21 protein-coding genes are annotated in these 24,378 nt (G+C 72.9%); 9 read left to right on the forward strand and 12 right to left on the reverse strand.

From position 1 onward, the window contains the following. Positions 1-24: 24 nt before the first annotated feature. On the reverse strand, positions 25-561 hold the full coding sequence (locus ACWD0F_RS33130; protein ID WP_449882717.1) for a LysR substrate-binding domain-containing protein: 537 nt from the start codon (positions 559-561) through the stop codon (positions 25-27). Then, the gene (locus tag ACWD0F_RS33135; RefSeq protein WP_449882585.1) at positions 447-965 is read right to left on the reverse strand and encodes a LysR family transcriptional regulator; all 519 of its coding nucleotides are present in this window, start codon (positions 963-965) and stop codon (positions 447-449) included. The genes ACWD0F_RS33130 and ACWD0F_RS33135 overlap by 115 nt, the downstream gene beginning before the upstream one ends. A gap of 73 nt (positions 966-1,038) precedes the next feature. Here ACWD0F_RS33135 and ACWD0F_RS33140 point away from each other — a divergent pair, with 73 nt between their 5' ends. Next, positions 1,039-2,532, forward strand: coding sequence for a DMT family transporter (locus tag ACWD0F_RS33140; RefSeq protein ID WP_449882588.1), 1,494 nt, complete (start codon positions 1,039-1,041; stop codon positions 2,530-2,532). A 130-nt stretch (positions 2,533-2,662) separates the two neighbouring features. On the opposite strand, the gene ACWD0F_RS33145 is transcribed toward ACWD0F_RS33140, so the two are convergent. Further along, positions 2,663-3,778, reverse strand: coding sequence for a sensor histidine kinase (locus ACWD0F_RS33145; protein WP_449882591.1), 1,116 nt, complete (start codon positions 3,776-3,778; stop codon positions 2,663-2,665). Beyond that, complete coding sequence (locus tag ACWD0F_RS33150) at positions 3,775-4,437, reverse strand: response regulator transcription factor (RefSeq protein WP_449882594.1); 663 nt, start codon at positions 4,435-4,437, stop codon at positions 3,775-3,777. Before ACWD0F_RS33150 ends, ACWD0F_RS33145 begins: the two co-directional genes overlap by 4 nt. Positions 4,438-4,589: 152 nt before the next feature. Here ACWD0F_RS33150 and ACWD0F_RS33155 point away from each other — a divergent pair, with 152 nt between their 5' ends. Next, positions 4,590-6,104: a hypothetical protein gene (locus ACWD0F_RS33155; protein WP_449882596.1), complete on the forward strand. Its 1,515-nt coding sequence runs from the start codon at positions 4,590-4,592 to the stop codon at positions 6,102-6,104. A 41-nt stretch (positions 6,105-6,145) separates the two neighbouring features. Here ACWD0F_RS33155 and ACWD0F_RS33160 read toward each other — a convergent pair whose 3' ends face one another. Further along, a complete protein-coding gene (locus ACWD0F_RS33160) occupies positions 6,146-7,558 on the reverse strand; it encodes an NB-ARC domain-containing protein (RefSeq protein ID WP_449882599.1) in 1,413 nt (470 codons plus the stop codon). A gap of 197 nt (positions 7,559-7,755) precedes the next feature. On the opposite strand from ACWD0F_RS33160, the gene ACWD0F_RS33165 reads away from it, so the two are divergent. The 3 genes from ACWD0F_RS33165 to ACWD0F_RS33175 are packed head-to-tail and all read left to right on the forward strand — an operon-like array spanning position 7,756 to position 14,559. Beyond that, positions 7,756-11,328 carry an nSTAND1 domain-containing NTPase gene (locus ACWD0F_RS33165; RefSeq protein ID WP_449882602.1) on the forward strand — a complete coding sequence of 1,191 codons (3,573 nt, stop codon included), beginning with the start codon at positions 7,756-7,758 and terminating at the stop codon, positions 11,326-11,328. 46 nt (positions 11,329-11,374) lie between these two features. Continuing rightward, positions 11,375-12,028, forward strand: a complete 654-nt coding sequence (locus ACWD0F_RS33170; RefSeq protein ID WP_449882604.1) for a hypothetical protein — start codon at positions 11,375-11,377, stop codon at positions 12,026-12,028. Then, positions 12,025-14,559 (forward strand): NACHT domain-containing protein, encoded by a 2,535-nt coding sequence (locus ACWD0F_RS33175; protein ID WP_449882607.1) that lies wholly within the window; start codon positions 12,025-12,027, stop codon positions 14,557-14,559. Before ACWD0F_RS33170 ends, ACWD0F_RS33175 begins: the two co-directional genes overlap by 4 nt. Here the strand turns inward: ACWD0F_RS33175 and ACWD0F_RS33180 are convergent. Further along, on the reverse strand, positions 14,480-15,352 hold the full coding sequence (locus tag ACWD0F_RS33180; RefSeq protein ID WP_449882610.1) for an AfsR/SARP family transcriptional regulator: 873 nt from the start codon (positions 15,350-15,352) through the stop codon (positions 14,480-14,482). The genes ACWD0F_RS33175 and ACWD0F_RS33180 overlap by 80 nt on opposite strands. A 281-nt stretch (positions 15,353-15,633) precedes the next feature. Between ACWD0F_RS33180 and ACWD0F_RS33185 the strand changes: the two genes are divergently transcribed. Next, positions 15,634-16,221, forward strand: coding sequence for a GNAT family N-acetyltransferase (locus tag ACWD0F_RS33185; protein ID WP_449882719.1), 588 nt, complete (start codon positions 15,634-15,636; stop codon positions 16,219-16,221). Positions 16,222-16,248: 27 nt separating this feature from the next. Here ACWD0F_RS33185 and ACWD0F_RS33190 read toward each other — a convergent pair whose 3' ends face one another. Both ACWD0F_RS33190 and ACWD0F_RS33195 read right to left on the reverse strand, forming a co-directional pair. Further along, positions 16,249-16,743 (reverse strand): cupin domain-containing protein, encoded by a 495-nt coding sequence (locus tag ACWD0F_RS33190; protein ID WP_449882613.1) that lies wholly within the window; start codon positions 16,741-16,743, stop codon positions 16,249-16,251. Positions 16,744-16,779: 36 nt separating this feature from the next. Continuing rightward, positions 16,780-17,532 (reverse strand): TetR/AcrR family transcriptional regulator, encoded by a 753-nt coding sequence (locus ACWD0F_RS33195; protein ID WP_449882616.1) that lies wholly within the window; start codon positions 17,530-17,532, stop codon positions 16,780-16,782. Between the two features lie 58 nt (positions 17,533-17,590). Here ACWD0F_RS33195 and ACWD0F_RS33200 point away from each other — a divergent pair, with 58 nt between their 5' ends. From ACWD0F_RS33200 to ACWD0F_RS33210, 3 genes are read left to right on the forward strand one after another with little or no spacing between them, the layout of a single operon-like run. Next, a complete protein-coding gene (locus ACWD0F_RS33200; RefSeq protein WP_449882619.1) occupies positions 17,591-18,535 on the forward strand; it encodes an ATP-binding cassette domain-containing protein in 945 nt (314 codons plus the stop codon). Then, positions 18,532-19,350 carry an ABC transporter permease gene (locus ACWD0F_RS33205; protein WP_449882621.1) on the forward strand — a complete coding sequence of 273 codons (819 nt, stop codon included), beginning with the start codon at positions 18,532-18,534 and terminating at the stop codon, positions 19,348-19,350. The genes ACWD0F_RS33200 and ACWD0F_RS33205 overlap by 4 nt, the downstream gene beginning before the upstream one ends. Positions 19,351-19,402: 52 nt before the next feature. Beyond that, positions 19,403-20,527 (forward strand): serine hydrolase domain-containing protein, encoded by a 1,125-nt coding sequence (locus tag ACWD0F_RS33210; RefSeq protein ID WP_449882624.1) that lies wholly within the window; start codon positions 19,403-19,405, stop codon positions 20,525-20,527. Here the strand turns inward: ACWD0F_RS33210 and ACWD0F_RS33215 are convergent. From ACWD0F_RS33215 to ACWD0F_RS33230, 4 genes are read right to left on the reverse strand one after another with little or no spacing between them, the layout of a single operon-like run. Then, positions 20,496-21,254 (reverse strand): hypothetical protein, encoded by a 759-nt coding sequence (locus ACWD0F_RS33215; RefSeq protein WP_449882627.1) that lies wholly within the window; start codon positions 21,252-21,254, stop codon positions 20,496-20,498. The genes ACWD0F_RS33210 and ACWD0F_RS33215 overlap by 32 nt on opposite strands. After that, positions 21,251-22,168, reverse strand: a complete 918-nt coding sequence (locus ACWD0F_RS33220) for a carbohydrate ABC transporter permease (protein ID WP_449882629.1) — start codon at positions 22,166-22,168, stop codon at positions 21,251-21,253. Before ACWD0F_RS33220 ends, ACWD0F_RS33215 begins: the two co-directional genes overlap by 4 nt. Further along, a complete protein-coding gene (locus ACWD0F_RS33225) occupies positions 22,165-23,073 on the reverse strand; it encodes a carbohydrate ABC transporter permease (protein WP_449882631.1) in 909 nt (302 codons plus the stop codon). The genes ACWD0F_RS33220 and ACWD0F_RS33225 overlap by 4 nt, the downstream gene beginning before the upstream one ends. A gap of 3 nt (positions 23,074-23,076) precedes the next feature. Next, the gene (locus ACWD0F_RS33230) at positions 23,077-24,372 is read right to left on the reverse strand and encodes an ABC transporter substrate-binding protein (RefSeq protein WP_449882634.1); all 1,296 of its coding nucleotides are present in this window, start codon (positions 24,370-24,372) and stop codon (positions 23,077-23,079) included. Positions 24,373-24,378: the final 6 nt, after the last annotated feature.

Here is a 24,378-nt window from a genome sequence, read left to right on the forward strand (position 1 = left end):
TGGTTTCCCGGCCCAACAACAACGCTAAGCAGGTGATCTAACGGGCTTCTGCAGGTCGAGCTTGTGCACCTGGTCCGTCACGGCTGTCAGGAGGGCGGTCAGTGCGGGAGTGGGCGGGGTGTCTCGGGTGACGGCGACCAGGCGGCGTTGGAGGGTGGCTTCGGCGATGTCTCGGATCGCGAGGGCGGGGTCGTCGCTGGGCAGGGTCAGGGCCGGCATGAGGGCGACGGCTGTCGCGGCGCGGACGAGTTCGAGTTGGACGTCGGCGTCGGTGGAGCGGTGCCGGAGGTCGGGCTCGTAGCCGCCGAGGGCGCGGCAGGTCCCGACGACCATGGCGTGGTGGCCGGTGCCTTCGGCGGAGGCGGCCCAGATGTCGGATCGCAGGTCGGTGATCGCCACGGGTCTCCCGGGCTGGGCGAGTGGATGCGCGGCCGGCAGCACGATCTTCAGGTGCTCTTCGAGCAGAAGTGTGAAGCGGAGTCCGGCCGGGCGTGGGCGGGGGTGGCCGTCGTACTCGTCGCCGATGACGAGGTCGACCGCGCCCAGGCGTAGATTTGGCAGGGACTGTTCGAGTTCCAGCTCGAAGATCTCCACGCGACCTGCGGGTGGTCTGCCTTCATGCGGGCCACTGCCGGGATGAGGAGGCGGCGGGCGGCCGATTGCAGACCGCCGGCGCGGACAGTGCCCCGGATGGCGCCGCCGAGGGTGGCGAGGTCGGCTTCTGCCGCCTCGGCGGCTGAGAGCAGCACCCGTGCGTGCTGAGCGAGCAGGTGTCCGGCGTCGGTAAGCCGCACACCGCGCCCGGCCTTGTCGAGCAGCCGGGCGCCGACTTCTTTCTCCAGCAGGGCGAGTTGCTGGGAGATCGTGGAAGGGCTGTAGCCCAGAGTCGCGGCGACTGCGGCCAGGGTGCCTCGTTCTTCTAACTCCCGCAGAAAGCGCAGCCGTCGAAGGTCCAGCTCGATCATGCGGGAATCCTAACGAGTCACCTCCGGAAATCATCGCTGGACCCGATGGGTCACGTGTCCAATCCTTGGGTGCATGGGTGCAGCACTGTGTCTTTTGTCCGCGGCCGGCTTCGGCGCTATGGCGATCTTCGGCAAGCTCGCTTACGACGCCGGTGTCTCCCCCGGGGCGCTGCTGCTGGTGCGCTTCACCCTGGCCGCGGTCCTGCTCGGGATCGTCTTGCTGGTTCGGCCGGGGCTGCGCCGCGCCTCCGGTTCTCCTCGGGGTGAGGGGGCCGGTCGGCCGGCGATGACGCGCGGCCGGGTGCTGGCCGTCGCCATCGGCCTGGGTGCCATCGGGTACGCCACGCAGGCGAGTCTGTTCTTCTCCGCGCTGCAGCTGATGGACGCATCCCTGCTGGCTCTGATCCTCTACACCTACCCGGTCATGGTCACCGTGGTGGCGGTGCTGCTCGGCCGTGACCGGCTCACCCCCGCGCGCGGGGCCGCGCTGGCGGCCGCCTCGGGGGGAACGCTGCTGGTCCTGCTCGGCGCCGGCGGCGTGAGCTTCCACCCGCTCGGGGCGCTGCTGGCCTTCACCTCCGCGATCACCTACACCGTCTACATCCTCGTCGCCGACACCGTCGTGCACCGGCTGGCGCCGGTGGTGCTGTCCGCGCTGGTGATGACCGGCGCGGCCGGCACCCTCGGCGCCCGCGCCTTGCTCACCGGCGGCGTCGATCTCGGCTTCGGGGTGTCGGGATGGTTCTGGCTGGCCTGCATCGCCGTGGTCTCCACCGTCGTGGCGATGCTGACCTTCTTCGCCGGGCTCAAGCGCACCGGCCCGTCGACCGCAGCCATCCTGTCCACCTTCGAGCCCGTCGTCACCGCCGTACTGGCCGCGCTCATCCTCGGTGAGTCCCTGACCCCGGTGCAGCTCGCCGGCGGCGCGCTGGTGTTGTCGTCCGTGGCCGTCCTGCAGCTCCGGCGCGCCGGCACCCGCCGCCAGGACCAGAGTTTGCGCCTGGCGCCGGTCGGGGTCACCGCTGATCAGCTCGCCATCGCCCGGGCGCGGCTGGCCCGTGGCGAGCCGGCGGCCGGGCGGCGCAGATCGAGCACGTCGGGGCCTGCGAACCTGGCCGGATCCCTGTTGGCGGCGTTGGTCGGTGATCCGCTCGGTGAGCAGGTTCATCCTGCGGACGGTGAACGTGCCCGCCAGCAGTTTGCGGAAGCGGGTGTGCCGGGGTGCGTCCATGCCGGTCAGGTCGCCGGCGGGGGCGGGCGGCAGGCTCACCGCGGCCGAGCTGACGCGCGGGCTGAACGTCAGTCCCGCCTCGATCTCCATGGCCGTGGGCTACCTGAGCGGCGGCGGCGCGACATCTACGTGGTCGACGACGACGCCTGGTACCACTCGGCGGTGATCGGCGCGCGGCAGACGCTCGCGGCGGCGGAGATCACGAAGGCGGCGGGGCGGACGCTCGGGCTCGACACGCCTGGGGGACGCCGCCTGGCCAGGGGTGGTGCGTTCCTGGAGCGGATCAGCCTGGATGCTCTGGCGTCGGCCGAACGCTGGCGCGACCTGCCGCCGTGATCAGGCCGCCCGCCGCACCGCGGTGATGAGGTCATATCCGCTCAACTACTGCAGAACCAGACGGGACGGCGTTCCGGCACCGTCGTCACGCCGGTCCGGCTGTGGCCGCACGGCAGGTCCGGTCGTGCGGTCAGGGAGGGTTCGGATGAGACCGGTGCGTGAACCGCACGGTGATGGACAGGCCGCCTCCGGGGCGTGCGCCGGCGGTGAGGGTGGCGTGGTGGGCTTGGGCGACGGCATCGACGATGGCGAGGCCGAGCCCGGAGCCGTCGTGGCGGCCGTGACGATCGGGCGCCAGTTTCTGGAAGGGCTGCAAGAGGCGCTGGATCTGGTGGCCGGGGATGACCGGCCCGCTGTTGGTGACCGTGAGGGCCGCCTGGGTGCCGGAGGTCTGCGTGGTGACGCGGACGTGGCCGCCTGGGTGGTTGTGGCGGATGGCGTTGTCGATGAGGTTGGCGACGAGGCTTTCGATCAGTTTCGGGTCTCCGGCCGTCATCGCGGGCCTCAGGTGTTCGGTCAGGTCGATGTCGTCCCGCGTTGCCTGGGCGCGGCGGGAGGTGAGCACGTCTTCGATGACGTGGGCGAGGTCGAGGGTGTCCCAGCGGGTGACGCCGCGTTCGCTGGTGGCCAGCGTGAGGAGTGCTTGGACGAGCCGCTCCTGGTGGGCGCCGAGCGTGAGGGCCTGCCGGCAGGCCGAGCGCAGGGTGCCGGCGTCGGCGCCGGGGTCGGCGAGGGTGACTTCCAGGAGGGTGCGCAGGCCGGCCAGGGGGGTGCGCAGCTCGTGGGAGGCGTTGGCGACGAAGTGGCGTTGGGCGTCGAAGGCGGCTTCGAGGCGGGCGAACAGGTCGTCGAGGGTGTGGCCGAGCTCGGTCAGTTCGTCGGTGGGCTCGCCGAGGCCGAGGCGCCGGTGGAGGTCGCCGGCGGAGATGATCTGGGCGGTGGCGGTGATGGCGCGCAGCGGGTGCAGGAATCGGCCGGCGACGAACCAGCCGAGGGTCAGGGCGAGAGGGATCAGCATGATCAGGGCGATGGCGGATCCCGCCAGGAGCTGGGGCAGGCTGATCCCGGGCCCGGTTTCGGCGATCGCGCTCGCTGGGGGGTGGCCGTGGGGGGCGGCCGATTGGATGCTGGCGAGCGGGACGTCGACGAAGACGACGACCAGGACTCCGGCGGCGTAGATGCCCGCCGCGTAGGCGAGGGCGAGCCGTGTCTGCAGGGACTTTCTGGTGAGCTGCTGGGAGGTCATGACGGTCCGATGCGGTAGCCGCCTTCGCGGATGGTCTCGATCACGGGTGGGTCGCCGAGTTTGGCCCGCAACCGGTGCATGGTGTGCTTGACGGCGCTGCTGAAGGGGTCGGCGGCCTCGTCCCAGACGCGCTCCAGCAGTTCTTCGGCGGAGATGACCAGGCCGGGTACGGCGAGCAGGCAGGCCAGGAGGGCGAACTCCCTGGGGCTCAGGTCAAGGCGCCGTCCGGCCCGGGAGGCGGTGCGGCGGGCCGGGTCGAGGGTGAGGTCCCCGCATGCCAGGGTGGGCGGCAGCGGCGGGGTGGCGCGGCGGGCCAGGGCATGGACGCGGGCGACCAGTTCGGCGAACGCGAACGGCTTGGGCAGGTAGTCGTCGGCGCCGAGGCTGAGCCCGTGGACGCGGTCCTCGATGGTGCCGGCGGCGGTGAGCATCAGGACGCGGGTCTGACAGCGGTCGTGGGCCAGGCGCCGGCAGATGTCGTCCCCGTGGACGCCGGGCAGGTCGCGGTCGAGGATCGCCACGTCGTAGCGGGTGGCGGTCAGGCGGTCGAGGGCGGCGGTTCCGTCCAGGACGACGTCGACGGCCATGCCTTCGCGGCGCAGCCCGGTGGCGATGGAGCGGGCGAGGATCTCGAAGTCCTCGACGACGAGGACTCTCATCGCCGTTCACCGCCGGTCGTGGCGAGGGCGGGGCGGCCGGGTCGGGGTGCCATGGGCGCAACGATGTCAGATCTTCGGTCGCGGGCGGGTCGCGGCGGTTGCGACCGGGCTGGAACCGGGTGCCGCGTACAACCGTCGGCATGACTTCTTGCATGCCTTGCCGATCCGGCCGGCGGGCCGGGCCGGACGGTTTCTCGCAGGTGGTGCGCGCGCAGTGGGCCGGGTTCCGCTCGGTGCGGGGCTGGGCGCCGGCCATGGTGGCCTCCGTGCTGGTCACGGTGTCGCTCGGTCTGCTGGTCGCCGGGGGTGCTCGCAGCATGTGCGTGACCTTCAAGGGTGAGGGGCCCTGTCCCGCGCCTTTGGTGGGTCCCGATGGTACGGCGGTGGCCGACAGGTACTTCTTCGTGCATCAGCCGCTCAGGGGGAACGGCAGCATCACCGCTCGTGTGTCGGGCATGACGGGGCAGATGCGGTTGCCGGACGTCGTTCCCGGGGTGCGCCGTGTCGAGGAGGGGGTGGTGCCGTGGGCGAAGGCCGGGCTTGTGGTCAGGCAGAGTCTCACGCGTGGGACGCCGTACGCCGCTGTCATGATCACTGGCGGTCACGGTGTGCGGATGCAGCACGATTTCGTTCATGACGTGGCCGGCGGTCCTGTGCGGGGGCCGGTGTGGTTGCGGCTGACGAGGTCGGGCGCGACGGTCACCGGCTCCGAGTCCGGCGATGGCGAGCGGTGGACCGAGGTCGGCACGGTCGAGCTCGCCGGGTTGCCGCAGACGGTCGAGATCGGGTTGTTCGTGACCTCGCCAGGCGTGTTGTGGGAGAGGGCGCAAGCGTTCGCCCAGGCCACCGCCACCTTCGATCAGGTCGGGTTGCGGGGTGCGAGCGGTGTGTGGCGGCGTGACGACGTCGGCGTCTCCTTGGGGCCTGACGGCAGGACCCCGCATCATCCGGGCGGGGTCGTCGAGTCCGGCGGCACGTTTGTGCTGAGCGGGGGCGGTGACATCGGGCCGGCCACGGCGGAGGGCGGTCTGCGCGCTGACCTCACGTTGCTCGGCGGGGCCGTGGGGTTGATGGTGGTGCTCGTGGTGGCGGTCGCGTTCGGCACGGCGGAACGCCGGCGCGGGCTGTCCGGGGACGGTCTGCCGGCCGGGCGGGCTCCGGCGCGGGTGCTGGCGGCCAGGGCCGTGGTGGTCGGCGTGGTCGCGTTCGTGGCGGGGCTGGTGAGCTCGGGGGTCGTGGTCCCGGGCGGCCTGGCGTTGTTGCGCGCCCATCACAACCCGGTTCAGCCGATCACGTGGGGGACCGAGCTGCGGGTGATCGTCGGCTACGCGGCGCTGACGGCGGCCGCCGCCGTGCTGGCGCTGGGTCTGGCCGCGCTGGTCAAGCGGCGTGTCGTCGCCGCCGGGCTGGCCATCGCGCTGGTCGTGCTGCCTGACCTGCTGGCGGGCGCGGGTGTGGCGCCATGGCTGCTGATGGTCACGCCTGCCGCCGGATTCGCGATCACGCAGAGCGTTCCCACGTTCGCGCAGGTGGAGGTGGCGCAGTCGGTGCTCGGGAGCTATTATCCGCTTCCGCCTTGGGTGGGTTTGGCCGTGACCTGCGGCTATGCCGCCCTTGCTCTCGGGGTGGCGATGGCCGCAGGCCGCAGGAGGGTTCCGCTCGCCTGAAGGTGCGCCGGCCGGGCGGGCGCGGGCAAGGGTCTGGAGCGCTAGTCGATGCCGGAGTGCACACCGGCCAGGTCCCGCAGGGGTGCGGCGTCGGACGGTCCTGGGCACGACGGCGCCGGGCGCGCCGGCGTGGCGCGTGAGTGGGCCGGGCGTGACGGGGCGCCGCGTGGCAGCGCCGGGCGTGCGGGCGCGGCGTGCGACAGTGACGAGGCGTGGTCGCGGACCAGGTCGTGGAGCAGGTAGCGGCTGGGGAGCGGCTCCTGCAGGAGCTGGGCGTCCAGGAGCTGGTCCACAAGCCGCCTGGCCTGGGTCGTGGTGGTGTCCAGCAGGGCGGCGGCCGTGTCGAGGCCGAAGCCGGTGGGCGGGCCCGAGCCCAGCAGCCGGTAGGCCCGCCGCTCGTCGGCGGGCAGCCTGTCGTAGGAGGAGTCCAGGGCGGCGGCGACGCCGTAACGTCCGGTCCCCAGCTCGGCCAGCCGGTCGTCGGCCAGGCGGTCCAGCAGGTGCCGCACGTCCCAGGCCGGGCGTGCCCGGAGCCGGGCGGCGGCGATGCCGAGGGCGAGGGGGAGCAGTCCGCAGCGCCGTACGGTCTCGGCCAGTTCGCTGGCCGGTGTGCCCGCGATCCGCCGCCGCCCGGCCAGGCGGGTGAACAGGGCGACCGCTGCGGCCTCCGGCAGGACGTCCAGCGACAGGCTGCGGGCCTGGACCGGGCGGCTCAGGCGGCGGCGGCTGGTGACGATCACCTTGCAGTCCCGGCCGGCGGGCAGCAGCGGAAGGATCTGCTGCTCGTCGGTGGCGTCGTCCAGCACGATGAGGATCTTGCGGCCGGCCAGCACACTGCGATAGAGCGCGGCACGGTCGTCGGCGTGCGCGGGGATGTGCCGGTCGGCGATGCCGAGCGTGTGCAGCATGCGGGCCAGGGCCGCCTCCGGTGCGACCGGTGCCAGGGCCGGGGCGTGGCCGTGCAGGTCCACGTAGAGCTGCCCGTCGGGGAAGCGCGGGGCGAGGCGGTGGGCGGCGTGTACGGCCAGCGCCGTCTTGCCGATCCCGGCCATGCCGTTGATGGCGAGGACCGTCACCGTGTTCGCGCTCCGGTGGCCTGCCACGATCGCCAGCTCGTGCTCCCGGGCCGCCAGCACGGCGACATCGGCCGGTAGCTGCCGTGGGAGCGTCACCGGCGGCGGGCCCGCCACGGCCGGGTCGGTGCCGGCGGAAGCTGGGCGGCCGTGGGCGGCGGCGGTCAGCGTGGCCCGCTCGTCGCCGTCCAGCTCCAGGGCTTCGGCCAGCAGCAGAAGGGAGGTGCTGCGTGGTTGCCGGAGCTCGTTGGTCTCCAGCCGGCGGACGGTCCTGACGTTGAGGCCGGATTGTTCGGCGAGTTGTTCCTGGGTCAGCAACGCCCGCGTACGCCATCGGCGCAGCAGTGTTCCCACCGTCGATCCGGCATCGCGATCCCGCACGAGTGTGATCTCCCGTTCTCATCGTCGGCCCTGGCCGATGCGGACAGCTCGACCATCGAAACCGGGTCCGGGCTGTTCAGGCCAGGGGTGGGACGAGATGGCACGGAATCGGACGGCACACCGAGGAAACTCACATTCCCGGCGTTCCACGCGAACGTGATTGATGGGAATGGCGGCCATTGGCCACAATGAGCGCCATGGGGGAGCGGGAGGAGGGCGACCATCTGGACGAGGTGTGCCCGTACCAGGGGCTGGCGCCGTTCGAGAGCGGGGAGGCGGAGCTGTTCTTCGGGCGGGCACGGGCGACCGCCGACCTCCTGGAGCGCCTGGCACGGCGGGTGGCCGACCACGGGTCCGTCCTGCTGGTCTCGGGCGCCTCGGGGGTGGGCAAATCGTCGCTGCTGCGGGCGGGGGTGCTGCCGGCGCTGGCGCGCGGCGGGCTGGCGGTCGCCGGATCACCCCACTGGCCGCGCCTGCTCCTGACGCCGGGCGCGGCGCCGTTCGGCGCGCTCGGGCACGCGTGGGCGCGGCGGTTCGGCGGGTCCGCCGCGACGGCGGGGCAGCGATTACGCGACGACCCGCGGCGGGCGCTGCGCGAGGCCGCCCCCCCGGCCGGCCGTCTCGTCCTGGTGGTCGACCAGTTCGAGGAACTGTTCACCCTGGTGAGCGAGGAGCGGGAGCGCCAGGCGTTCGTCCAGGCCCTGCACACCCTGGCCGCGAACGGCGCCGCGGTGCTCATCGGGGTGCGCGCGGACTACTGGGACCGCTGCGCGGCCTACCCGCGCTTCGCCGAGGCCATCCAGGACGGACAGGTCATCGTCGAGCCGATGACGGAGCCGGACCTGCGGCTGGCGATCACCGGCCCGGCCGCGGCGGCGGACCTGCGGATCGAGCCCGGCCTGGTGGAGACCATCCTGGGCGAGCTGCGCGAGGGCGGCCCGGCCGCCGGGCGCTACCAGGCCGGCGCCCTGCCGCTGCTGTCGCAGGCGCTGCGCAACACCTGGGAACGACGCCGGGACGCCACCTTGACCGTGCGCGGGTACGAGGAGTCCGGCCGGGTCCGCGACTCGGTGCGGCGCACGGCCGACGAGGTCCTGGCCCGGCTGCCGCCGGAGGACCGCAAGGCCGCCCTCCGGGTGTTCCGGCGGATGACGGTGATCACCGCGGGCGGGCAGGTGGCCCGGCGCCGGGCGACGCTGAGCGAGCTGCACGCCGCCGTGTCCGCGCACTCGGCGCAGCCGCGCGAGCGGGCCGCGGCGCTGCTGTCGGCGTTCGCCGGCCGGCGGCTGCTCACCCTGCACGAGGACAGCGCCGAGATCGCCCACGACGCGCTCCTGACCGCCTGGCCCACCCTGCGGCAGTGGCTCGAACCCGACCTCGCCGCCCAAGCGGTCTACGACCGGCTCCTGGACGCCGCCGCGCAATGGGCCGGCGAGCACCGCGACCCCGCCTTCCTCTACCGGGGCGCGCGGCTGCTGGCCGTCCAGGACAGCCGGCCCCGCTGGGACCGCGACCCCGACAGCTTCCCGCCGCCCGGCGCCACCGTGGAGGCCTTCGTCGCGGCCTCCACGCGCGAGAGGCGGCGCGCGGGCCGCCGCCGCCGCCTCGTCATGGCCGGCCTGGCGACGCTGTCGGTGCTCGCCCTCGGCGCGGCCGGCGCCGCCGCCGGCGCGGCGAACGAGGCGCGGCGGGAACGCAGCGTGGCGACCTCCCGCCAGCTGGCGGCCCAGAGCGAGGTCACCGGCGACGCCGGCCTGTCCTCGATGCTGGCCGTGGCGGCGTGGCGGATCTCGCCCACCGACGAGGCCCGCAACCGCGTGCTGGCCGCCGCGACCCGCACCGGCCGGGGAACGCTCACCGGCCACACCCGAGGCGTCATGGCGCTGGCGTTCAGCCCCGACGGTTCGACCGTCGTCACCGGCGGCGACGACGGCACCGCCCGGCTCTGGGACGCGGCCTCGCGCCGGCAGCTCGGCGCCCCGATCACCCACCCGGCCCACGAGTGCTCGGCCGTCCGCCCTGCCTTCAGCCCCGACGGCCGGACGCTGGCCACGGCGTGCCTGAGCACCGTCCGGTTCTGGGACGTGGCCACCCGCCGCGAGCTGGGGGCCCCGCTCCAGCTGGAGCAGGTCGTCTCGGCGCTCGCCTACAACCCCGACGGCAAGACGTTCGTGACCGGCGACTTCCGCGGCATCGTCCAGCAGTGGGACGCGGCCACGCACCGACCGCACGGCCGGCCCATGGGCCGCGCCGACGACCGCCCCGGACGCCCGGCCCTCATCCACGCGGTGGCCTTCAGCCGGGACGGCACGACCCTGGCCACCGCCGGCAACGACAGAACGGCACGGTTGTGGGACACCGCCACCTCCCGCCCGCTCGGCGCCGCGTTCACCGGGCACGCCGAGGCCGTCATCGACGTCGCCATCAGCCCGGACGGCGCCACCCTGGCGACCGTGAGCTGGGACAACACCGCCCGGCTGTGGAATGTGGCCACCCGCAGGCAGACGGGCGTGCTGCGGCAGGGTCCCGCCGGATTCAACGCGATCGCCTTCAGCCCGGACGGCACCCGGGTGGCCACCGCCGGAAGCGCCGGCCGGACCATCCTGTGGGACACGGCCGGCCTGCAGCAGGTGCTCGTCCTGGCCGACAACGTCAGCGGCGTCGAGCGCGTCGCCTTCAGCCCGGACGGCGGGCTGCTGGCCGCCGCCGGCGGCGACGGCGTGGTACGGCTGGCCGACCCGCGGATCCACCTGCAGGTCGGGACCCCGATGCCCGCACGGGCCGCCGCCGCGCTGAGCCCCGACGGGCGCACCCTGGCCGCCGGCGCGCCCGGCAAGGACGACCCCGCGATCCAGTTGTGGGACGTGGCCACCCAGCGGCCCATCGGCCCCCCGCTGACACCCCGGGCCGTGACCTCCCGCAGCGCCCGGCGCTCCGTGGCCACGATCGCCTTCACCCCCGACGGGCGGACCCTGCTGACGGCCGGCTCGGGCGGCCTGCGGTTGTGGGACGTCGCGGGCCGCCGCGAGATCGCCCACGACGCGACGCTGCACGGCGTGACCGGGCTCAGCCCCGACGGCGCCTTCGCCGCCGTCCAGCAGGATGAGGCCATCGCGTTCTGGGACGTCGCGCGCCGCAGGGAGAGCGGGCCGCGCATCCACGTCCCCGGCCACACCGACGTCATCACGGCGATCGCGATCAGCCCCGACGGCGCGACCCTGGCGAGCGCGGGGTTCGACAACCGGGTGCGCCTGTTCGACGTGGCCGCCCGCCGCGAGATCACCGGCTCGCCGCCCGCCGCCGACGGCGGGCTCGTCAACGCCCTGGCCTTCAGCCCCGACGGCCGGACCCTGGCCTTCACCGCCGCCGACCACGCCGTGCGGTTGTGGGACGTGGCGCGCCGCCGCACGGCCGGCATCGCCCTGATCGTCGAGGACAGCGCGACCAACGCCCTGGCCTTCAGCCCGGACGGCCTGCTCCTCGCCACCGGCGACACCGCCGGCGACCTGCGGCTGTGGGACCTGCGGGTGCACCGGCAGCTCGGCGCCCCGATGAGCGGCCACACCGGCGGCGTCACCGCCGTCGCCTACGGCAAGGACGGGACGGCCGTCGCCACGGTGGGCGGCGACGGGACCGCGCGGTTGTGGAACGCCGGCACGCCCGCCGACGTGGTGGCCGCCGCGTGCGCCAACGCGGGCCGCTCCCTGACCCGCGAGGAATGGCAGAACCATGTGCCGCCGCAAGAAGAGTACCGCCGGACGTGTCCGTGACCCCGGCTCCGGACGCGAGCCCAGCCCCGACCACGAAGAGAGAAGCATGTTCCTGCGAGGGTTACGGCGGCGGACGGGCAGGCCCGTTCCCGAGCTGGTCGTGTTGTTCCGTTCGATCGTCGACGGTGGCCGCGAGTTCCACCCGATCGCCTCCGATTTCCTGGAGCACTTCATGGACGGCACGGGAGTGCCCCGGACGATGTCGCCGCGGTGGCTGCGCTCGTTCCACGTGATCAGGAAAGCCGAGCGCAGGAACCAGCGCCGTTTCGAACGGCAGCTCACCCGGGAGGCGGGGCTGCTGCGCGACGGCGCGTCGAGCTGGGTGCACGACCACTGGGACGCGCGGATCAGCGCCTTCATCGGCACGGAGCTGTTCTACGTCAGCAGGATGAGCCTGCTGCGCTCACAGGGCTCGTTCGTCCTGACCAGGGACGGGCCGCAGGTGCGCGTGTCCGGCACGGTCCGTCACCGCTGGTTCGACCCCTATGACTGGGACCGCGGCCGATGGGTGTACATCCCCCGGCACGGGTTCGTGCCCATCGCGGTCGGCCGTGAGCTGGTCGAGGCCGACGAGGCGCGCAACTTCCTGATGGAGGCGCGTCACGTGCACACCCTGGAGGGCCGCTGGCGGCAGGGCCGGTGGCCGCGGCGGGGCAGCGCCACCTTCGCGTGGTCGCCGGTGGGGGCGGGGCAGCGATGAACGCCGGCCGTACCCCTCCGCCCGATCCCACCGAGGCCGGCGGCGCGCCGGACTTCGTCGGGGCGCTGATCCGGCTCAGGCAGTGGGCCGGCCAGCCGTCCTTGAGCAGGCTGCGCTCCCTCGGCGGCCAGACGGTGGCCTCCGACGGCGCCACGGTCGACGCGCTGCCGAAGAGCACGACCTCGCACGTCCTGCGGCAGGCCGACCGGCTGCCACGCTGGGACTTCGTCCGGGCCTTCGTCACCGCCTGCTTCCACTACTGCGACTATCCGGGCGAACTGCTGCCCGCGGAGCTCGAACGCTGGCGGGCGGCCAGAACGGCCCTCGCCGCGTCCGCCGCCCCCGCACCGGAGCCGCCGGCAGCGGCCCCAGGGGTCCCGGCAGTCGCGGCGGCGGTTCCCGTGGAGGGCATCGAGGGGCCGGATCACGCGGCCGAGCTGCTGGCGCGGCGCGTGCTCCGGGAGGAGGACCGGGCACGCAAAGGGCTGCTCGGCGGCTACACCATCGCGCCGGTCTCCTTCAGCCCGCAGACCGGCTCCACCGGCTCCGGCGAGGTCACGGAGGACCTGCACACGATCGGCCGCTTCTTCGGCGGCCTGCGCACGCGGCGCCTGCTGGTCGTGGGGGAGTCGGGGGCGGGCAAGACGGTGCTCGCCATCGAGCTGGTGCTGCGCCTGCTGGAGCCCCTGCTGGCCGCCGGTGGACGGCCCGATCACACCCGGCCGGTGCCGGTACGCCTGAACGCGGCCCGCTGGACGCTGGGCAGGCCGTTCGAAGGCTGGCTGGCCGAGCAACTGGCGCAAAACTTCGGCCTCGCGGCCCAGGACGCGCTGCGCCTGGTGCGCGACCGCCGGGTGCTGCCGGTGGTGGACGGACTGGACGAGCTGGACCCCGAGCCGTCGACGGCCCCGCCGCGCCGGGCGATCGCCCTGCTGGCCGAGCTCAACCGCTACAGCGACCTGTCCGGACGACGGCCGGGCGCGGTCGTCGTGACCTGCCGCGCCGATCGGCACGCCGAGCTGCGTGCGGCCGGGGCCGTGCTCGACGACGCCGCCCGGATCCACCTGCACAACCTGACCGCCGAGCAGATCGGCACCTACCTGCTGGCCCGCTGGCCGGACGGCCATCCCTGCCGCAGGCACCGCGACGTCATCCACGAGATCCTGTCCGGACCGGCGGGCAAGGCCGTGCACGCCGCCCTCGCCACACCATGGCGGTTGCTGCTGAGCGTGACCGCCGTGGAGTCCGGCGCCGACCCGGCCGGGCTGCTGCACGCCGACCCGGACGCCGACCCCGGTGAGGGAGCGGCGCTCATCGCCGGGAGGCTGCTGCAGGCGTACGTCCCGGCGGCGACCGAGCTCACGCCCCGCACCGCCGGCGGCACGCCGTACCAGCCCCGCCAGGTGCGATCGTGGCTCGTGCACCTGGCGGCGCACCTGCGCTGGCAGGCCGCCCGCGGCGCCGAGACCGATCGGCCGCCGCCCGGCCTGACGGCGATCGACATCGTCCCCCACCTGCTGTGGCCGATCGGCGGCCGGCGGCGCGTCCGGGCGCTGCACTGCCTGTGCTGTGTGATCCTCGCGGTCATCGCCATGCTGGCGTTCTGGACGGGGTCGGCGGCCGACGGGGCCGGCGCCCCGCGCGGAGGGCCCGACCCTGAGCAACTGCTCACCGTGGCGCTCATGGCGGGCTGGGTGGCCATCGCCACCCGCCTGTCGTTGTCGCCCTGGCCGGCCGCCGCCGGCGGGCGGATCGACGTCCCGCACCGGCGGCGGGTGACCGGGGGGCTGCTGGGCGCCGTGGCGGGCGTGCCCGTCGGCGTGCTCGGCGGCCTGGCCGGGCTCGTCCTGACCGCGGGAACGGTCTTCGGTCCCGTCTTCGCCGTCACCGCGGGCGGAACCGGGGGCCTGGTGCTGGGCGCGGTCATCGGGCTGACCGCGGCCGGCCGGCGGGGAGCCGAGCGCATGACGGTGTCCGAGGCGATCCGCGCCGAACCCCTCACCCTGCTGGGGTTCGGGTTATGCGGCGCGCTCACCGGGCTGGCGCCGCTGCGGCTGGCCCACGCGGGCCCGTTGCCGCTGGCCGCAGGGGCCGGCGGCGCCTTCGTGCTGGCCTTCGCGCTCGGAGTCGTCTTCAAGATCGCCACGGGCGGCTGGAGCAGGGACGCGGAGCTGGCCCACCCGCGCGAGGCCCTGCACCGCAACCCGGCCATCGGACTGGCTTTCGGCCTCACCGGCGCCCTCGCCGCCTTCCTGGTGTTCGTCATGAACGGGGACGTGGTGCGGTCGCTGGTGTGCGCGCTCATCGGCGGCGTGACCTTCGGGCTGGCCTTCGGCGCGATCGCCTGGGCCCGGACCATGATCGGCCTCCTGGTCGCGGCCACGCGCGGGCTGCTCCCGCTGCGGTTGTGGACCTTTCTCGACTGGGCCTGTGAGGCGCGGCTGCTGCGGGTCAGCGGCGCCACCTACCAGTTCCGGCACCGCGAGCTGCAGGACTTCCTGACTCCGCCGGAGAACGCCGGCGAGCGGTGATGCCGCCGCCGTCGGTGAGGATCTGCAGGTGCAGCGCCTGCAGCTCGTGGCCCGGGGCGATGCCGAGCTCCTCGGCCAGCGTCCGATGAGCCGAGCGATAGCTCTCCAGCGCCTCCGCCCGGCGGCCGGCGGCGTGCAGCGCGGTCATCAGGTAGCCCCGGAACCTCTCATCGAAGGGGTGCCGGGCGGTCAGCGCCCGCAGTTCGGCGATCAGCTCGGCGTGCCGGCGCTGGCGCAGGTCTCCCTGGATACGCCGGTTCAGCGCCTTCAGGCGCTGTTCGCGCAGCCGGGGGACGTCCCTGTGGTGCAGGGCGTCCGAGGGCACGTCCGCCAGCGGCTCCCCCCGCCACTGAGCCAGGGCCAGTCTCAGCAGGGCCGTCTCCGCGTCGAGGTCTCCCCGCAGCGCCGCCTGCCTGGCCCGCTCCTGCCAGTACTCGAACCGGCCGAGGTCGACGTGATCGCCCGTCGTCTCCATCGCGTAGCCGCCGCGCCGGGTGGCGATCACCTGGCCGGGCTCGTCCTCGGCCAGCGCCGCCCGGATCCGGGTCACGTAGAGCTGGACCGCGCGGCGCGGATGGCGGGGAGGCGCGCCACCCCAGATCGTGTACACCAGCTCCTCCACGGCCACCTCCCGCCCCGCGTTGAGCAGCAGGGCCGCCACGACGATCCGCTGCTTCGGCGAGCCGAACTCCACCGCCCGCCCGCCGACCCGGGCCACCAGCGGGCCGAGCAGCCCGAACTCGGCGGATGATCCGTGCCTGCGCACGGGAGGCCGAAGACCTGTGAGTCCCATGTCCTCCACTGTCGATCGGCCGCGGGTTCGCGGCCAGGGCATCCACCGGACACCGGGCGGACATCGGCCGGACATCGGTGCGGGTCCGTCCTGATGGCCCGGCTGCCGCGGCTCCTCAACGCCTACCGAGACGGCTCGGCGACGGGCGCGATCCCGCCGGCCTGCCGCCCTCCTTCGACCTGCCCTATGTCACCAGGGTCTACCGAGCCCACCGCCGCTGAGCGGCCCGCCGTGAGACGATCCCCTGGTTGCCATGTCCTGATTTATGGTCAAGGAGGATGATGTTCGCGATATCCCTGGGCGACGACGGCGCCGAGCTGCGCCCGCTCGAACCGTGGCGGGCCGAGGAGTTCCTGGCTCACATCGAGCGCGGGCGTGCGTTCATCGGGCAGTACATCGGGCTGCCCGACCTCGTCACCGACCTCGCCTCCAGCCGCGCGCACCTGCAGCGCTACGCCGACAAGGCGGCGGCCGACACCGGGCGGATGTACGGCATCTGGGCCGGCGGCGGCCTGGTCGGCGGCGTCCTGTTCCGCACGATGGACGTCGAGGCCGGCACCGCCGAGGTGGGTTGCTGGCTGGAGCCGTCCGCCGCCGGCAAGGGCCTGGTGACCAGGGCGATCCGCGTGCTCATCGACTGGGCGGTCGAGGAGCGGGGCATCCACCGCGTGGAGTGGCTGGCCGCGGCGGAGAACACGCCCAGCATCGCCGCGGCCAAGCGCCTCGGGCTGACGAAGGACGGCGTGTTGCGGGAGAGCTTCCCCTACCGCGGCAAGCGCCACGACGTCGAGGTCTGGTCGGTGCTCGCGCCCGAGTGGCGGGCGGGCAGGCGGGCGAGCGCGGACGGCGCCCGGCCCGCCGGCCGCTGACGCCGGCCTGCCCGGGTCGGCCGGGGGTCACGGTGCGGCGTACTGGTCGTGCTTGGCGTACAGCTCGGTCCACTCCTCGTCGCTGAGCAGGCGGCCGGCGGCGACGATCGCGGCGAGTTCCTCGAAGTAGGCCTCCCGGGGCGCCCCCGGCGTGAACAGCACCAGCATGGACGCGGGCGCGCCGGAGTCGTTGCTGAAGGCGTGGACCCCGCCGGGTGGCACGTACAGGAAGTCGCCCGGCGTCGCCTTCAGCCATTGCTCGCCGTCGTACAGCGAGACGGTGCCCTCCAGGACGAAGAACGACTCGGAGAAGGTCCGGTGGAAGTGGGCGCCGGGGCCGTTCGGGATCGCGGCCATGTCCCAGCGGTAGAGGCCGAACTGGCCGTCGGTGCTCGCACCGGTCGCCAGATAGCCGACCCGGGACTTGACTCCGATCGTCAGGTCCGGCGGTGCGCCGGCCGGGCGGTAGGCGGCACTGGCGATCCCGTCGTCCTGCACGTAACGCGGCGGCGGATAGGACATCGCTACTCCAAGCGGTGGGGGACATGACTTGTGCGGCTATTGTGCCGTTGCCGGGAGGGCCGCGGCGATGCAGCCGAGGACGCGCTGGAGCCCGTGCCGGAACTGGTCGTCGCGGCTCAGGTGCGGCTGGCGCGCCTCCATCACGATCTTGGTGAAGATCGGGTACTCCCCGCTCTTCACCAGCCGGTCGACGTAGGGGTAGCTGCGCGCCATCCACTCCGTCTCGCTGAGCCCGCTGCGGCGGACTTCCTCGGCCGAGCTGATCTCCTCGCGGACGGTGCCTTCGACGTAGCCGGTCAGGATGGCCATGAGGCCGAGGTTCTCGTCGATGGAGACGAAGGCGTCGAGCACGGCCATCAGCCGTTCGATCAGGAGCAGCTGGCTGGGGCCCAGGCCGGGCAGTGAGCGCTGCACGGTGGCGATCCACGGGTGCCTGCGCCACATGGCCCGCAACTCGTCGGCGTAGCGGGTCAGGTCGGCGCGCCAGTCGCCCGAGGGCATGCCCGTGAGGTCGATCTCGCCCATCAGCCGGTCGGCCATGAGCTCGACCAGGTTGTCGCGGCTCGGGACGTACCGGTAGAGGGACATCGCGCCGGCGCCGATCTCGGCGGCGATCCGCCGCATGGTGGCGGCCTCCAGCCCTTCGGCGTCGGCGATCCGGATCGCCGCCTCGGTGATCTGCGCGCGGCTGTAGACCGGTTTCGGCCCGCGGGCGGGGCGCTCGGGGCGCATCCAGATGTTGACGTACTCGGCGTCGGCCACCGTCTCCTCCTCTCCAGTTGCGTACATCGTACCCAGTAATCTAGCCTGACCCGAAACCGCGTACACCGTACCCAGTGGAGGGGTCATGCTGGATCCGATCGTGGTCGCCGAGGGGCTGCACAAGTCCTTCGGCGACACCCAGGCGCTGCGGGGGCTGGACCTGAGCGTTCCGAGAGGAACGGTCTGCGGCGTGCTGGGGCCCAACGGCGCGGGGAAGACGACCGCGGTGCGCATCCTGTCGACCTTGTCCGATCCCGACGCCGGGCACGCCCGCATCGCCGGATACGACGTCGTCCGCGAGGCCGGCAAGGTGCGCGAGCGGATCGGGCTGGCCGGCCAGCACGCCGCGGTGGACGACAAGCTCACCGGCCGCGGCAACCTGCGCATGTTCGGGCGTCTCTCCCACCTGCCCCGCCGCCAGGCGCACCGGCGGGCCGACGAGCTGCTGGAGCGCTTCGGCCTGATGGACGCGGCCGACCGCCCGGTCGCCGGCTACTCCGGCGGCATGCGCCGCCGGCTCGACCTGATCACCTGCCTCATCCTGCGCCCCGACGTGCTCTTCCTGGACGAGCCGACCACCGGCCTGGACCCGCGCGGCCGCGGCGAGATCTGGGACGGCATCCGCGCGCTGGTGGCCGACGGCACCACGGTGCTGCTCACCACGCAGTACCTGGACGAGGCCGACCAGCTGGCCGACGACATCGCCGTCGTCGACCACGGGCGGGTGATCGCCACGGGCACGCCCGACGAGCTGAAGGCCACGATCGGGGACCGCCTCGACGTCACCCTCGAAGACCCCGCCGCGCTGCCTGAGGCGGCGGCCGTCCTGAACGCCCTGGCCGGCGCCGCACCCACGACGGCCGGCGCCGACCGGCTCAGCGTCGCCCTGCCGGGCGGCGGCCTCCGGCTCGCCGGCATCGTGCGCGAGCTCGACCGCGCCGGAGTCGCCGCCGCCGACGTGAGCCTGCGCCGCCCCACCCTCGACGAGGTGTTCCTGCGCCTCACCGACCGTCAGGAGCCCGTCCGATGACCGCCCTCACCTCGCCGCTGGGCCGCCTGCGCTGGACGCTCACCGACGGACTGACCCTGGTCGGCCGCGAGCTGGGACGGCTGCGGCAAGAACCCGGGCAGCTCATCGCCGCGCTGGTCTTCCCGGCCGTCATGGTGGTGCTGTTCGGGTACGTCTTCGGCAGCGCGATCCAGGTGCCGGGCGGCGGCGACTACCGCGAGTACCTCATGCCCGGCCTGTTCGCGATGGTGACCTTCTCCGCGTGGCTGGGGGTCATGACGCGGATGGCCGGCGACGCCTCCCAGGGGGTGATGGACCGGTTCCGCTCCATGCCGATGGCGCGCCTGGCGGTGCCGTTCGGGCAGACCGGCGCCGACCTGCTGACCGGCCTGCTGATGCTGGCCATCATGGTGGGCACGGGCCTGCTGGTGGGCTGGCAGCCGCACCGCGGCCTGATCCCCACGGCCCAGGCGTTCCTGCTGATGATCGTGCTGCGGTACGCGCTGAGCTGGGTGGGCGTCTATGTGGGCCTGGCGGTGAAGAACGACCGGGTCGCCGACGCGTTGGTGCCGCTGGGCCTGCCGGTCACGATGTTGTCGAACGCGTTCGTGCCGACCGCCGGCATGCCGGGCTGGCTGCGCTTCCTGGCCGACTGGAACCCGGTCAGCGCGCTCACCGCCGCCTCACGGGAGCTGTTCGGCAACCCCGGCGCCCTGTCCGGAAACGTGGCCTGGCCACTCGCGCATCCGGTGACCGCCGTCCTGCTCTGGTCGGCCGCGCTACTGGTGATCTTCATCCCGCTGTCGCTCCGCGCCTACATGCGCAGAGGACGCTGAACCCCTCCCGGCATCTGCCGACCAACTCGTTCTCCTCCAGAAAGGCATCACCATGGCACGAAACATCCACCAAGAGGTGCAGCAGATCCTGGACTGGGCTGCCGCGGACGGCATTCCCGGCATCGTCGCCGAAGTTCACGACACCGACGGAACATGGTTCGGCACCGCGGGAGTGGCCGACCTCGCCACCGGGCGTCGTCGTCAGCCCGGGGAGTACCTCCACATCGGCAGCTCCGGCAAGGCCTTCACCGCCGCCACCGTGCTGGCCCTGGCGGCCGAAGGCAGGCTGAGCCTCGAGGACCCGGTGAACACCTGGCTGCCCGGCGTCCTGGAGGCGGGCGGCTACGACGGCGACAAGATCACCATCCGGCATCTGCTCAACCACACCGGCGGCCTGTTCCTCACCGGCCTCGCACCAGAACTGCAGCAGAGCATCCTCACGCAACCGGCCCGCGTCTGGACCACCTCCGAGCTGGTGAGGCTCGCGGTGTCCCAGCCGCCGGCCGGCGAGCCGGGCGAGGGGTTCATCTACGCCAACGGCGGCTACTACCTGGCCGGTGCGATCATCGAGAAGGTCACCGGCGACACCTACGCCGCCGAAGTCGAACGCACGGTCATCCGGCCGCTCGGCCTGACCCGCACCTACGTACGGCCCGCCGGCGACACGAGCTATCTCCACCCGCATCCCACGGCCTACGTCACCGGCGCCTTCAAGGACGGCGTCGACCCGGCGACGCTCACCGCGGAGAACTGGGCGTCGATGATCGACCCTGACAAGCCGCCCGTCGACGTCACCGCGCTCAACACCTCATGGGGCTGGGCGGCCGGCGGCATCGTCTCCACCACCGAAGACCTGACCCGCTTTCTCCAGGCGATCGCGACCGGCGGCCTGCTGCCACCGGCTCAGCACCACGAGATGTGGACCATGGTCGCCGGCGACGGCGCCGTCTGGTTGCCGCACGCCCGCTACGGCCTCGGCGTGATCGAGTTCGACAGCGCGGGGATGGGCGGCCTGACCGTCCGTGGCGTCAGCGGCACCCTCCCCGGATCCTTCACCCTCGCGCTGTGCGCCGACGACGGCCGGCGGAGCGTCGTCGTCCACGCCACCCTCGAGCCGACGACCCTGGACATCCCCATCAAGATCATCAAGGCGATGTACGGCGTCGCCCTCGGCTGACCGGCCGCCCCGCTCCCGCCGGGCGGTCGTCCGGCCGGGCCCAGGGCGCCGGACGGATGCCGGGAGCCGGCAGGATCGGGGCGAGGACGAAGCGGGTGGTGGCCCAGACGGCGTACAGCAGCGGCGAGCACACCACCAGCAGCCCGGCCACCGGCTTGACCAGGATGACGCCGGCGGCCAGGCCCAGCACGACCAGGTTGGCCGCGGCGAGGTACCAGCGCCGCGCCACCAGGTACAGACACGGCCGCAGCAGCGCGCGCACCCGGCCGGCCGCCGGTTCGGCGATGAGCACCACCAGCGCGAGCATCACGGCCACCACCAGCGCCGCCGCCGTGCAGAAGAACGGGACCAGCACCGGCCCCCACGCCGTGCCCGCGACCGCCACCGCGTCCACGGCCAGCACGCTCACCACCGCCGTCCCGGCCGCCCACACGGCGAGCGCACGCGGCGCCGCCCGCCGGTAGGCGGCCCAGAACGTGCGCGTCACCCCGGCCGAGCCCTGCCCGAGCGCGGCGAAACATCCGAAGGCGCCCGCCAGCGCCGGCCCGCACACCAGGGACAACACCGCGAAGAACGGCCACGACGCCGGCGGGTCCCGCACGATCGCCAGCGCCGCCAGCAGCGGCGCGCACGAGACGGCGAGCAGCACGTTCGTCATCAGGGCGGTGTGCACGGCGGCGAAGAGGCGCTCGTAGACCTCCTGGCGCGCGGGCCGCAGGATCTTCATCCTTTGAGCCCGCTGGTCGCGATGCCCTGGATGAAGTAGCGCTGCCCGAACAGGAAGACCACCAGGATCGGCAGCACCGACAACACCGCGCCCGTCATGATCATCGCGTACTCGGCGTCGTACTGGCCGACGAACGAGCGCAGGCCGAGCTGCACGGTCCACAACTCGTTGCTCGTCAGGTAGATGAAGGGCCCCATGTAGTCGTTCCAGGTGTTGACGAACGTCAGCAGGGCCAGGCTCGCCAGCGCGGGCTTCGACAGCGGCAGGATGATGCGCCGGTAGATGCCGTACTCGCTGAGCCCGTCGATGCGCGCCGCCTCGCACAGGTCGTCCGGGATCGACAGGTAGTACTGCCGCATCAGGAACACCCCGAACGCGCCGAACGCCTGGAGCAGGATGATCGACCAGTAGGTGTCCGTCAGCTCCGCCCGCTGCATCATGATGTACTGCGGCACCATGTACGCCTGCCACGGCACCGCGATCGTCGCGACGTAGGCCATGAACAGCGCGTCCCGCCCGGGAAAGCGCACCTTGGCGAACCCGTAGGCGGCGAAGCTGCCGGTCAGCACCTGCAGGCAGGTGATCGTGACCGACAGCAGCGCCGAGTTGCCCAGATAGGTGAGCAGCGGGATCCGGTCCCAGATGTCGATGAAGTTCGACCAGCGCAGCTCGTCCGGGATCCACTGGATCGGCACGGCGAAGACCTCGTTGTCCCGCTTCAGCGAGGACGACAACATCCACGCGAAGGGCACCAGCACCAGCGCCGTCACCACGCTCAGCGAGAGGTAGGCCAGCACCAGCCGGACCCGCCCGCGCGCCCGGCCCGCGCCGGCGGGCGGGCGCGCGGGAGCGGCCGAGGCGGCGACCGGAGCAGCGGCCGGGGCGGCCGGGGGAGCGTCGTGCGGCGCGGTCATGAGGCGCTCCTGCGCTCGTTGAGCCGGAATTGGACGACGGTCACCGTGAGCACGATGACGAAGAGCACCAGGGCGATCGCCGAGGAGTAACCGAACCGGCCCTGGGTGATGCCCTCCCGGTAGACGAGCTGGGCCAGCACGAGCGTGCTGCGCCCCGGTCCGCCGTCGGTCATGACGACGATCAGGTCGAGCACCTTGAAGCTCTGGATCGTCAGCATCACCAGCACGAAGAACGTCGTCGGCCGCAGGCACGGCAGCGTGATGTTCCAGAAGCGCTGCCAGGCGCCGGCCCCGTCCACGGTCGCGGCCTCGTGGTACTCCTGCGGGATCGTCTGCAGGCCCGCCAGGAAGAGCACCATGTAGTAGCCCATGTCCCGCCACACGCTCGTGACGATCACGGCGGGCATCGCCCAGTCGGTGCTCGCCACCCACCGGGGCGGGTCGGCCACGCCCAGCGCCTCCAGCACCTGGTTGATCGGCCCGGACGTCGGGTTGAACAGCATGTTCCACACCACGGCGACGGCGACCAGCGAGGTGATGTACGGGAAGAACGCCGCCGTGCGGAAGAACCGCACGCCGCCGATCCGCCGGTTCAGCACCATCGCCAGCCCGAGCGCGGCCATCAGCGTCAGCGGGATGTGACCGGCCGCGTAGGTGAGGGTGTTGAGCAGCGCGACATGGAAGTTCTCGTCGCCGAGCAGCCGCTGGAAGTTCGCCAGGCCCACCCACTCCGGCGTGCCGAAGGAGTCCCAGTCCAGGAACGCCAGCGTGAACGCCGCCAGCATCGGCGCCAGCGTGAACAGCGCGAAGCCGGCGAAGTTCGGCAGGATGAAGCTCCAGCCGATCAGGATGCCGCGCCAGGCGGGCCGCCGCCCGGCGCGGGGTCGCGTCGATGCCTGAGTCATGGCCTAGTCGAGCACTTCGTTCTTCACCCGGTCGCCCATGGAGCGGATGCCGTCGGCGACCGGCTTGTCACCGACCATGATCAGCTCGTGCTCCTCTTTGAGTATGGTGTCGATGTCCGCGCTGTGCTCGCTGACCGGCATCTCCAGCGCCACCTTGCCCGGCTCGAACGCCTTCTTCGACAGCGCGTCCGCCGGCATGCCCGGCAGCCCGAAGTAGGCCTCGGTGATCTCCGGGCTCTGCAGCGCGGGCACCACGCCCACCTTGGTGATCGCGTCCGCGCCCGCCTTGCTCGCCGCGAACTCCACGAACTTCTTGGCCGCGTCGGCGTGCCCGGCCCGCTTGTTGACGGCGAACGCGGTCGGCGAGCCGAACGTCGTCACCTCCGTCGCGCCCGGCCGCTGCGGCATCGGCGCCAGCGCCCACTCCACGTCCGAGGAGCCCTTCGTCTTGGCCTCCAGGATGCCGGAGATGTACCAGGTGCCCATCGGCATCATGGCCGTCGTGCCGGACTCGAACAGGGTGCGGTAGTCGGCCTGCTGCGCCTTGGCCGTGCCGAAGTCCAGCACGGCGCCCGCGTCCTGCAGGCCCTTGGCCAGGGTGTACTGGTCGGTGAAGAAGGTGTAGTCGCCGCTGAGCTGGTCGCCGCCGGTCTGCGCCGCCGCGACGGCCTGCACCACCGAGCGCCAGGTGTGGTGGTAGGCGCCGAAGACCTTCTTGCCGCCCTCGCCCTGGGTGAGCTGCTTGGCCAGCTTGGCGTAGTCGTCCCAGGTGAGCGTCTCGGGGAGCTGGACGCCCGCCTTGTCGAAGATCGTCTTGTTGTAGTACAGCAGCCAGAAGTCCTGCCGGTACGGCAGCGCGAAGAAGGAGCCGCCGACGTTGAAGGCGTCCAGACCGGCCAGCTTGGTCGTGTCGGTCGCCTTGACCAGGGCGGTGAGGTCGAGGAGCTGGCTGCGGGTGGAGTAGCGCGCGTAGTCGGTGACGTTCTTCATGGTGATCACGTCGGTCTTGTCACCGCCCGCGAGCATCGTGGTGACCTTGTCGGAGTAGTCGTCGGCGAGGATGTCGACCGGCTTGATGGTGATGTCCGGGTTGGCCTTCTCGAACGCGTCGAACAGGGCCTTGAACTCGGGTGTCTTGGCCATGTTCCAGACGGTGACGCCGAGGGTGATCTTCCCGCCGGCCTCGGCGGACTCCTCCGGGCCCGAGCCGCAGGCCGCGATGGTGAGCGAGAGTGCGGCCACGAGGGCCAGGGCTCTCGCCGCCCGCCGCCGTCCGCCGGTCCTCCTGAAGGTGGTCATTGCTCC

It is taken from the genome of Nonomuraea sp. NPDC002799 (genome assembly GCF_053592075.1).